Genomic DNA, 11238 nt, shown 5'->3' with positions numbered 1-11238 from the left:
GACCGGCGCCGGCGGCGCTGCGGGCTCGCTGGCGGACGGCGGCGGCGCGAACGGCGGCGACGCCGGCAACGCCTGGGCGAACGGCGGCGACGCCGAGGGCGGCAACGTCAACCAGTACTTCGGCCAGAGCAGCCAGGTGGCCTCGGGAGACAACTCGATCGCGGCCGGCGGAGACGTCGACGTGCGCAACATCGACACCGACATCACCGTCGGCGACATCTCGATCGGGAACCGCTACGCCACGGACTCCTTCAACGAGGACTTCTCCGACAACTGGGAGATCAACGACTCGTTCCAGGACAACTCGGACAACTCCGACAACTGGTCGGTCGACGACTCCTTCCAGGACAACTCGGTCAACCCCGACGTCGACGTGGACGTGGATGTCGACAACTCGAACGTGCTGAGCCCCGGCGGCGACGCGAACGAGCTCGACTTCTGACACAGACGTCGTACACTCTGCCCGGTCGCCCCTCGCGGGCGGCCGGGCAGCACCACTACACTCCAGGAACACCCGATGCGGGGAGTGGATCATGTTCGAGATCGTGGATGGCGACCCGGCTGACGAGCCGGCGGTCGACCATTTCGGCGCGGGTGCGGAGCTCGACCCGTTCACGAGCAACGCCTTCACCGAGGAGATCCGGAACGTCGACGAGGCGGACTGGACGGGCCTCGACCCGGATCTGCTGTGGGGTGCGGATCCGGCGGACGGTCCTGACGCGGATGCCGCGGGACCGGATCTTCTGGCCTGACAGAGCAGGCCGACACGAACCAGCGGGGGACACGTGCAGCAGCAGGGGATGGACACCGAGCGGGCGCTCCTCGACATCGCGAAGGCGGTCGAGGAGCTCGCCGCGTCCGCGGGCAGGAACGATCTGGCGGCGCGGCTGGAGACGACCCGCGCACGGCTGATCGATCCGGCGGTCCGCGTGATCGTCGTCGGGGAGTTCAAGCAGGGCAAGAGCAAGCTCATCAACGCACTGGTCAACGCTCCGGTGTGCCCGGTCGACGACGACGTCGCCACCAGCGTGCCGACCGTCGTCGGCTACGCCGATCAGGCGGCAGCCTGGGTCATCGAGCGTGCCTCCGCGGACGCGCCGCCGGAGCGGAGAGAGGTGCCGATCGACCGGCTCGCCGACTACGTCTCGGAGCGCGGCAACCCCGGCAACGAGCGCGGCGTGCTCTCGGCCGAGGTGCAGCTGCCCCGCGAGATCCTGCGCGGCGGCCTCGAACTGGTCGACTCGCCGGGCGTGGGCGGGCTGGAGTCGTCGAACTCGCTCGCGACGCTCGCCGCGCTGTCGTCGGCGCACGCCGTGCTGCTGGTCTCGGATGCCTCGCAGGAGTACACCCAGCCCGAGGTGCAGTTCCTGCGCCATGCGATGCGGATCTCGCCGAACGTCGCGGCCGTGCTGGCGAAGACCGACCTCTATCCGGAGTGGCGGCGGATCGAAGACCTCGACCGTCGGCATCTGAGCACCACAGGGGATGTGCCGATCTTCGCCGTGTCCAGCGATCTGCGGCTGATGGCCGCCGAGATGCAGGACCGCGAGCTGAACGACGAGTCCGGCTTCCCCGCCCTGGTGTCGCACCTGCGGCGCAGCATCCTCGGCCGGGCCGAGGCCATCCACGAGCGCAGCGCCGCGCACGATCTCAACGCGATCGTCGAGCAGCTCGCGATGTCACTGAAAGCCGAGCTGAATGCGCTGCAGAACCCGGAGGACACCCCGCGGATGATCGCGCAGCTGGAGGAGGCGAAGGCGCGCGCCGACGAGTTCCGCGGGCGCTCGGCCCGCTGGCAGGTGACGCTGACGGATGGGATCTCGGATCTCGTCGCCGACATGGAGCACGATGTGCGCGACCGGCTGCGCCGCGTGCAGCGCGAGGCCGAGCGGGCGATCGACGAGGGCGACCCCGGCCCGATCTGGGACCAGTTCCGGGAATGGCTCGACCAGCGCGTCACCGCGGCGATCACCGAGACGTTCGTGTGGACCGATGAGCGCTCGCGCTGGCTGGCCGAGGAGGTCGCCGAGCTCTTCAGCCAGGACCAGACCGAGGTGCCTGTGGTCTCGCGAGGAGACGCCCGTGACGCGCTCGACCAGGTCGACGACATCGCCGGCCTGGATCCGGGGCAGCTGGGCGCCGCCGAGAAGATCTACATCGGCGTGCGCGGTTCGTACGGCGGCGTGCTGATGGTGGGCCTCGCGACCGGGCTGATCGGCATGGCCCTGATCAACCCCCTCTCGCTGCTGGCCGGCGTGCTGGTCGGCCGGCGCGCCTACCGTGAGGACATGAACTCGAGGCTCTCGCGCCGCCGCCAGGAGGCGAAGGCGATCGTGCGCCGGCACATCGACGAGGTGACGTTCCAGGTGGGCAAGCAGCTGAAGGACAGACTGCGCCAGGTGCAGCGCAACGCGCGCGACCACTTCGGATCGCTGGCCGAGGAACTGCACAGGTCGCTGTCCGAGGCGCTGACCAACGCCAAGGCCGCCGCCGGAACGTTCGCAGCGAATCGTGACGAACGCGTGGTCGTGCTGAAGCGCCGCCTCGCCGAGCTCGAGCGGGTGCGTCGCGCGATCCCCGCGCTTCCGGAGCCGCTCGAGGCGGGGCCCGCAGCGGGGACGGCCATCGCGCGCCGGCCGCCCGCCGGCATGATCGCCCCGGCGGCGCGGTCATGACCGCCGACGTCATCGAGCAGACCCGCGAACTGCTCGGCACCGCACGCGAGATCTACGAAGGCGAACGGGAGTCGCTCGCGCTCATCGACCGGCTCGAGGTGCGCCTGGACGAGCCGCTCCGGCTTGCCGTGGCCGGCATGGTCAAAGCGGGCAAGTCCACGCTGCTCAACGCGATGCTGGGGGAGCGGATCGCCGCCACCGACACCGGCGAGTGCACTCGCGTGGTCACCTGGTACCGGTACTCGGCCACGCCCACGGTCACGATGCACCTGAGGCAGGGTCCCCCGCAGCGGATGGCGATCAGACGCGATCAGGGCCTGCTCCAGTTCGACCTCGGTGGCCGCACCGCGGAGGAGATCGAGTGGATCGACGTGGGCTGGCCGCTCAGCGGCCTGAAGGACCAGATCCTGATCGACACCCCCGGAATCGCGTCCTTGTCCGAGGACACCTCGGCGCGTGCCGCGCGCTTCCTCACTCCCGAGGAGGCGCCGTCCGCAGCCGACGCCGTCATCTACCTGATGCGGCACCTGCACGGCTCGGACCTGAAGTTCCTGGAGGCGTTCCGCGACACCGCGGCCGGCGCCGCTCAGAGCGTGTGCGCCGTGGCGGTGCTCTCGCGCTGCGACGAGGTCGGCTCCGGACGCATCGACTCGCTGCTCTCCGCCCGCAAGGTGGCAGCCCGCTACGAGCGCGACGGCGACCTCGCCCACCTCGCCCTCGGCGTGATCCCGGTCACCGGGTTGGTCGCCGAGGGAGCGAGGACACTGCGCGAGAGCGAGTTCATCGCCTTCCGCGCCCTGGCGGGCATGGAGCGCACCGACCGCGAGCGGCTGATGGTGTCGGCCGACAGATTCACGCGCGTGGCCGATGCCGCCGGACTCAGTGCGCAGGTGCGCCAGGACCTGCTGGCCCGCTTCGGGATGTTCGGCGTGCGCCTGGCGACCGCGATCATCCGCGGGGGAGCGGACAGCTCCTCCGCGCTGTCCGCCGCGATGGTGGAGCAGAGCGGCCTCGACGGGCTGCAGGAGTTCGTGCGGCAGCAGTTCCATCCGCGTGCGGCCACGCTCAAGGCCCGCGGGGTGATCCTGCAGCTCGGCGCACTCGTCGAGCGGTCGCCGCGACCGGGGGACGAGCGGATCAGGGCGGGTATCGAGCGCTTCACCGCGTCGGCGCACACGCTGCGCGAGCTCTCGCTGCTCGCGGTGGCGCGGGCCGACGGGCTGCCCCTGGAACCCGATGACGCGCTGTGCGCGCAGCGGATCCTCGGAGCGGACGGAGTCGCGCCGCGCACCCGGCTGGCACTGCCGGATGAGGCGTCGGACGCCGAGGTGGCCTCCGCCGCCGAGGCCGAGATCAGCCGCTGGCGCTCGATCATGGAGTCGCCGCTGACAGAGCGCGCGGCCGCGGCGGTGTGCCGGGCGGTGATCCGCAGCCTGTCCGACGTGGTGTCAGAGCTCGGCGCCCCGCGGGCCCTCCGGCCCGCGCCGCACATCGACCCGCCGGGCGGACCAGGCGAGGGCTCGGGGCAGGACGCTGAGCAGCAGGGCGAGCAGGACAAGCGCCGCCTGCGCCGCCAGAAGTGGCTGAATCCACGATCCCTTCTCGCCGAGCGCAACCCACTCCGGTGACAGCAGCACCAGGGTCGCCTGCACGGCCAGTGTCGCCAGCTGCCACCAGCGCACCTGCGGCTTGCGGTTCAGGAACGACACCAGCAGGGTGATCTGCACCAGCAGCACCGCCAGGCTGATCGCGAACACGGTCCAGAACAGGATGTCGGCGGCACTCTTGTAGGTGTCCTCGGAGCGGCCCTTGTCCACCGTCTCGACGACGTCGGCGATCAGCGGCAGCAGGTCTTGCCGGATCACGAACAGGTACACAACGGCGAAGCCGCCGACCGCGAAGCTGAGGATCCACAGGAACTGGCTGAGGCGCACCTCGAACGGCGCGGAGTTCTTGACCACCACCGGCGCACCGTAACGGCTGGCGAGCGCAGGCCGCTCCGGCGCGTCCCGCGTGAACGGGGCGTCGCCGGAGTCGAGCTGCATGCGGACGGGCTCAGTCATCGGCGACCGGATCCTCGATGACCGCGTCGTCGGCGACGGCGGCGCTGGCCGCATCCGCGTCGTAGGCGTCTCCGCCGGACGGCGCGGTCATGTCGCTCTCGAGCAGATCCGCAGGCTCGGGCACATCCGCCGGAGCTGCGGGTGCCGCCGGGGCGCTCGCTGCCACCGGGTCTGGGGCGTCGGCGGCCGGTGCCCCGGCGGCTGTCGTTGCGGCATCCACGGCACCCTGCACCGCGTCGCCCGCGGCTGCGCCGGCGCCTCCATCCGTTCCGCCGGCGGCGGCGGCATCCGTGTCCTCCACCGCCGCGTCGGCATCCGCGTCGTCCGGATCACCCGTGGTGTTGTGACTGTCCGTGTTCGTCTCGTTGCCCACCGACACGTCGCCCACCGACACGTCCACGTCGGAGTCGACGGTGGTCGCGTCGTCGCCGGCGGCGATCGCGTCGTCGCCCGACGCCACGACGGCCTCCTGGTCGAACAGCTGCGTGACGTCGCCGCCCTCGGTCCAGATGTTCTGGTTCACCGACTGGTCGACGACCGTCGACCGCGCATCGATCGTGGTGAACTGCTGCACCATGCGCACGATGTCGTTGACGACGTCGTTGTCATCCGGCGGATTCGGATGCTGCGGCGGATTCGGATGGTGCACGACCGACGGATGATCGATGATCACCGGCGCCACCGCCTGCAGATCGGCACGGCACACGCCCCCGAGTCCGTGCCCCTCCATGGTCGACTGCGGATGCGCCGCGAACTCCTCCGCGGCGTCCGGGTCGCGTAGCAGACTCAGGATGAATGCGATCAGTGCATCCGCGATCGTCTCGACTGGTGAGATCATCAGTGGCCCCCTTAAACACTTCGATCCATGAGCATCCGCGCGTCCCCCCGCGATGCCCGCTCCGATCCCCGCACATGGAGGATCACATCGATGCCAGAAGCGTAATCGCGACGCGCCGCCAGGGGATCGGGGGTTGCCCCGATACCCGAGGGGGCTGCGACGGGGATCATGCGGGATCCCCCGTGATCTGCGCTCTCTGCGGCGCGCCCGCGCCGGCATCCGCGCCCAGCAGGACGCGCAGCTTGTCCAGAACGTCCGACCGCGACGTCGCGCCGAGACGCTGCCGGATGTGGGCGATGTGGTGCTCGACCGTCCGCGGCGAGATGAAGATCGTCTCGCCGATCTCGGCGTAGGTCTTGCCGTCGAGCACCATCCGCGCGACCTCGATCTCGCGCTCGCTGAGCATCTCGGTCGGCACGGCGGCCACCTCACCGCTCGCTGCCTCGCCGGTCGTGGCGGCGACCCGACGCGATTCGTCGGCCGGATGCAGCTCACGTGCGCAAGCCAGCAGCCGCGCGGCGATCCGCCGGTCGCTGCTGCGCGCGGCGCCGTGGCCTGCGAGGCGCGCCGCGTCCCACCGCATGCCCGCCGCGGACAGCCCCTGTGCGGCGGCCTCGACGGCATCCGGATCGACCTTCCCGGCGAGAACCGAGGTCCACACCCGACCGGCACGCGCCATCGCCGCGGCGACGGGGTCTGCGGCGGACGCCGCGACCAGGGCCTTGGCGTGCGGCGCAAGACTCTCCGGGGCGTTCAGCAGGATCCCCCGCTGGATGCCGGCCCAGTGCAGCTGGCAGGTCCACAGCGACGGGCTGCCCAGATCCGCCGTGATCGACAGGGCGCGCTCGAGGGCGGGCCGGACGCGATCGGCATCGCCGACCCGTGCGGCGGCGGTCGCGAGCTCGGACAGCGGATGCACCAGGAACAGGTCGATCTCGGTGCGCAGTATGCTGCCCCGTGCCTCCTGCCATGCGGCTTCGAGGCCTGCGGCGCTCTCGTACCGGCGGGCGATCGCCACGCGCAGCGCGCGGGCCAGCAGCTGATCGCGCGGTGAGAGCGCACATCCGTCCTCCAGCGCGCGCTCCAGGGATTCGCGTGCCTCAGCGGGGTGTGCACGCTGCATGGCGACCCAGGCCCGCCACAGCAGCAGCCGCCGCATGGCCCAGGGACCGCCGTGGCCACCGGCGATCGCGTCGTCGAGAACGGTCTGGGCCGTGGCGGTCGCGCCCGCGTTCAGCGCCACGACGGCGGCGATGACCGCGGGCAGTTCGCAGATCGCCGAGGCGGTGCCGGCGGATGTGTACAGCGACGCCGAGCGGACGAGATCGGACAGCGCCTCCTCGGCGCCGCCGGCTTCGAGCGAGGCCGCGAGGCCGCGGTGCAGCAGGTCCATCGACACCCCGAGCGCTGACGGCACGGGGGGAACCGCCGCGGCCTCCGGCGGGCGGAAGGCGCCGACCGCGAGGGAGGGGATGGCGGCGCGGGCCGCGGCGGTCGTCTCGGAGGCCGCCGTCGCGCGATACACGGCGTCGGCCTGCCGCATCATTCCGCGCGCGGCCCAGACAGCCGCTGCGACGTCGGTGAGCCGTTCGCTGTCGGGGGCTTCCTGCGGCGCGGATTCGGCGATCGCGGCCGCCCCGTCGACATCGCCGTCGGCCCAGGCCGCCTCGGCCCGGCGTCCGGCGACGGTGGCCTCATCCGCTCCGCAGCGCACGGCGGCGCGGTAGAGCGCGGTCGCACGCTGCGGCCGGGTCGCGAGCAGCCGGTCGGCCTGTCCGACCAGGACTGCGGCGAGCCTCGTGTCGTGCGGGAGATCCGGAAGGTCTCCGTCGACGTCCGCGGCGTGCCGGGCGAGTTCATCGCCGAAACGGGCGGTCAGTTCGCGCAGCCGGTGCGCGGGCATGACGGCGAGCACGGCGCTGCGCACCAGGGGCGACGGGCGGCCGTTCCGCTGCAGCAGGCCTTCGGCATAGGCCCGCATCAGCGCGAACTCGGCGGCCTCGTCCGCGGCCGTCGCATGGCCTGAAGGATCGACGCACGCCTCCTCGACGACGCTCCGGACGCTCCGGTCGACGGTGTCGAGGCGTTGGGCGATGCACTCCTGCAGGGCGCGCTCCACATCGGCATGCGCGGTGCCCCCGGGGCATCCGCGCGGATCGTGCCGCTGCAGCGCCTCCCACACCAGCCACGAGATGCCCAGCGTCGCCGACAGGATGCGGTCGATGCACGACGCCGATGCGGCGGCGTCGGTGCCGTCGAGGCTCTCCAGGACGTCGGCTCGCGAGGCGTAGCCCAGCACGACGGCGGGAAGGTGTCGCGACAGCCGCTGCGCGATGGCCGACTCCTGCTCCGGCACCCGCCAGGGCCGGCTCGCGACGATGAGCGCTGCGCGCGGATCCTGCGCCCGCCGATCGAGCAGGTCACGACCCTGCTCGTCGAGCAGGTGCGGATCGTCCACCAGCAGCACGTGATCGGAGGGGATGCCGACCAGATCGGCGGTCGCCCCGTGCGCGAGCACCGCCGCACGGGAGTCGCTCTCGAACTGGGCGTACAGGTGCGCGAGTGCTGTGGACTTGCCCGAACCGGCGCCCCCCACCAGCAGCGCGCGCGGCGTCGGGTTGCGCACATCCAGCTCGGGACGCCTCAGCCCGGCCAGCACAGGAGGCCGCGCACCGGAGCGCGGCGTCGTGGGTGTCACGTCTACGAGCGTCATGATGATCAGGAATGCGTGGCCGGCTCAGGGAGCCGGAGCCTCGGTCGGAGCGACACTCTGCGCGGGCGCCGGTGCCGGGTCGCTGGTCGGTTCCGGTGCGGGGTCGCTGGTCGGTTCCGGTGCCGGATCGCTGGTCGGCTCGGGCGCGGGTGCCGGGTCGGTCGTGGGCTCGGGCGCGGGTGCCGGGTCGCTGGTCGGCTCGGGCTCCGGTGCCGGGTCGGTCGTTGGCTCGGGAACGGGCACGGAGTCGGTCGTCGGCTCCGGAGCGGGGTCGGCGGGCGGTGCCGCGTCGACGGGATCCGGTTCGGATGCCGGCTGAGAAGGCTGTGGCGCCGGTGTGCCGCCGCCAGCTGAGCCGGATCCGCCGCTGGGTTCCGGCTCGTTCGTCTCCTGGATGGGTTCGGGTGCGCGTGCCTGCCGGCGCTTCGACTCGGTGGCGGTGCCGTCGGTATCCGACTTCCGCTCCACGTGCGACACAGGGTCGATGTCGGCTGCCGGCTCCGGGTCCGCGGCATCCGGAACGGACACACCCGGCACACCGATGAAGGCACCACTGCGCGGCGGGATGATCGAGGTGTGGGATGGCACGGACGCGCCCACGTCATCCGCCTCCGCCCGCTCTCCGGCCGGTGTCGTGGCGGCGAGGATCAGGCCGCCCGCGACCAGCACGGCCGCGGTGCCGAGCGAGAACGCCGGGATGAGCGCGGGTCGCGGCCGGCGCGACGGCGCCGCGACATCCTCGTCCTCGTCGTCGGGGACGTCTGCGACCGGCGCCTCGGTGTCGACCGCGGTCGCCGCGGAGGGCAGAAGGTAGGCCCCGGCCGCTCTCGCGGCGCCCCGCGCGATGGTCGCACCGGTGTCGTCATCGGCGAGCAGCGGCCGGTCGAACCTCTCGGACAGCCGTTGCGCGACCAGCGGGATGCGTGATGACCCGCCCGCGAGCACGATGGCGTCGATCGCCCCGGGAGTCAGACCGGCCGCGTCGATCGCCGCGTCGGTCGCATCCAGCGTGCGCTCCAGCAGAGGGGCGGTCATCGATTCGAACTCGGAGCGGGTGACCCGCACACTGGTCTCGATCGAGGACAGCCTCACCGGCACCGCGGCATCCGCGTCGCTGGAGAGCGATTCCTTCGCCGAGACGACGGCACGGCGCAGGTCTGCGAGCGCCACGCTCTGCTCGTGCGCGAGTACGCCGTCGGCATCCGCCCCCGACATGCGCAGCACGTGCGCGAGAAGCACGTCGTCGAGGTCGTCGCCGCCCACAGGCAGGGCGACCGATTCGCCGACGCACCGCAGGCGTTCGGCGTCCTGCTGCACGACCGTCGTGCGGAACCCGTCGGCGCCGAGATCGTAGACGACGACCGTGCGCGCAGCGGCGTCGGATGCCTGCGGCGGGTGCCCGTGCACCGCGGCGATCGGCGCGCGCATCATCGTCACGTCGTCCAGTCCGACCGCGTGCAGCGCCGCGTGCACGGCGGCGACACGGTGCCCCGACCAATCCGCAGGATGCGCGAGCACGACGGCGGCCGGTGCGGCTCCGCGCTGCGCGGACACGTCGTCCACGATCCAGCGCGCCTGTCGCGCGACGAACTCCGCCGGTGCCGCGGCGAAACCGCCGACGACCACCGGCGCATCGTCACCGACCTCGCGGGTGAACCCGCGGATCAGCCGGTCCGGTGCGCGCACGCCGCGCCGCTCGGCGTCGTGTCCGAACACGACGTCACCGTCGGCCGTCACGAATCCGAGCACCGCAGTGCCCCCGGGTCCGCCATCGATCTCGACGGACTCGACTTCTATCTCCCCACTCGACGCTGCATGGTAAGAAACAGCCGCCTCCCAACGGCTCGTTCCCGCATCCAGCGCGAGCATGAACTCCCTCATGAACATGCTCCGTCGCCCCAACCCTCCCCCAGGGTCCAGCTTCGAACCCTCACACCATACCCCCATCGCCGCCCGCGCGATAGGGCCGATGTCCGAACGAACCGCGAGCGGACGTAGGCTTGACCGGTGAGCTCGAAGACCGCGGGGGTGCTGTACACGGTCGGCGCGTACGTGCTGTGGGGTCTGCTGCCGCTCTACTTCATCCTGCTGAAGCCGATCGGCCCGTGGGAGCTGGTCGCCTGGCGGGTGCTTCTCTCACTGGTGTTCTGCGCCCTGCTGCTCACCGTCACCCGTGGCTGGCCGGCGCTGATGGCGGTCGTGAAGCAGCCCAAACTGCTCGGCCTCACCGCCCTCGCCGGCGTGCTGATCTACATCAACTGGCAGGTCTTCGTGCTCGCCACGCTGAGCGGTCAGGTGGTCGAGTCGAGCCTGGGCTACTTCATCAACCCGATCACCACCGTGCTGCTCGGCGTGCTCGTGCTGCACGAGCGGATCCGTCGGCTGCAGTGGGTCGCGATCGGCATCGCCGCGCTCGCCGTGGTCGTCATCATCGTCGCGCACGGCACCTTCCCGTGGATCGCGCTGTCACTGACCGCCTCGTTCGGCGTCTACGGTCTGGTCAAGAAGAAGATCGGGCCGGCCGTCGACGCCACCAGCGGACTGACCCTGGAGACGTTCTGGCTGATCCCGGTCGCGATCGTGACCCTGTTCTTCGTGGCGCAGGACGGCGGCATCACCTACGGATCCTCCGGAGCGCTGAACACGGTGCTGGTGTCGTTCGCCGGCGTCGCGACGGCGATCCCGCTGCTGCTGTTCGCCGCGGGAACCCGGCGCGTCGACCTGACGCTGGTCGGTATGATCCAGTTCATCACTCCCGTGATGCAGTTCCTCGTCGGCTGGCTGCTGCTGGGGGAGCCGATGCCGCCGGAGCGCTGGGCCGGGTTCGTGCTGGTCTGGATCGCCATCGTCGTGTTCCTCGTCGACATCGCCCTCGCGGCACGGCGCGGACGGCCCGCGGACACCACCGGACCGGTCGAACTCGTCTGACGGATCGTTAACGCACTGAAA

Annotated in this window: 7 protein-coding genes and 1 pseudogene; 5 read left to right on the top strand and 3 right to left on the bottom strand. The window is 71.6% G+C overall.

Features of this window, described 5'->3' with window-relative positions; all coding sequences use genetic code 11:
* From DY023_RS18010 to DY023_RS10730, 4 genes and pseudogenes are all read left to right on the top strand, one after another.
* Positions 1-442, top strand: a pseudogene (locus DY023_RS18010) (hypothetical protein); the annotation flags it as partial.
* 91 nt (positions 443-533) lie between these two features.
* Positions 534-752 carry a hypothetical protein gene (locus DY023_RS10740; protein ID WP_116242332.1) on the top strand — a complete coding sequence of 73 codons (219 nt, stop codon included), beginning with the start codon at positions 534-536 and terminating at the stop codon, positions 750-752.
* 48 nt (positions 753-800) lie between these two features.
* Positions 801-2675 carry a dynamin family protein gene (locus DY023_RS10735; protein ID WP_116242331.1) on the top strand — a complete coding sequence of 625 codons (1875 nt, stop codon included), beginning with the start codon at positions 801-803 and terminating at the stop codon, positions 2673-2675.
* Positions 2672-4303 carry a dynamin family protein gene (locus DY023_RS10730; protein ID WP_116242330.1) on the top strand — a complete coding sequence of 544 codons (1632 nt, stop codon included), beginning with the start codon at positions 2672-2674 and terminating at the stop codon, positions 4301-4303. The genes DY023_RS10735 and DY023_RS10730 overlap by 4 nt, the downstream gene beginning before the upstream one ends.
* Positions 4304-4730: 427 nt before the next feature.
* Here DY023_RS10730 and DY023_RS10725 read toward each other — a convergent pair whose 3' ends face one another.
* The 3 genes from DY023_RS10725 to DY023_RS10715 all read right to left on the bottom strand — a co-directional run bounded on the left by DY023_RS10725 (position 4731) and on the right by DY023_RS10715 (position 10026).
* Positions 4731-5576, bottom strand: a complete 846-nt coding sequence (locus DY023_RS10725) for an IniB N-terminal domain-containing protein (protein WP_116242329.1) — start codon at positions 5574-5576, stop codon at positions 4731-4733.
* Between the two features lie 166 nt (positions 5577-5742).
* A complete protein-coding gene (locus DY023_RS10720; protein WP_147303289.1) occupies positions 5743-8274 on the bottom strand; it encodes a LuxR C-terminal-related transcriptional regulator in 2532 nt (843 codons plus the stop codon).
* A gap of 39 nt (positions 8275-8313) precedes the next feature.
* Entirely contained in the window at positions 8314-10026 is a 1713-nt protein-coding gene (locus tag DY023_RS10715) for an Hsp70 family protein (protein ID WP_181905810.1), read from the bottom strand.
* A 270-nt stretch (positions 10027-10296) separates the two neighbouring features.
* Here DY023_RS10715 and rarD point away from each other — a divergent pair, with 270 nt between their 5' ends.
* Entirely contained in the window at positions 10297-11217 is a 921-nt protein-coding gene (gene rarD, locus DY023_RS10710) for an EamA family transporter RarD (RefSeq protein ID WP_116242326.1), read from the top strand.
* Positions 11218-11238 lie beyond the last annotated feature (21 nt).

The organism is Microbacterium bovistercoris (genome assembly GCF_003387575.1).
In the GTDB taxonomy this organism is placed as follows: domain Bacteria; phylum Actinomycetota; class Actinomycetes; order Actinomycetales; family Microbacteriaceae; genus Microbacterium; species Microbacterium bovistercoris.
This window is presented reverse-complemented; position numbering and strand designations above follow the sequence as displayed.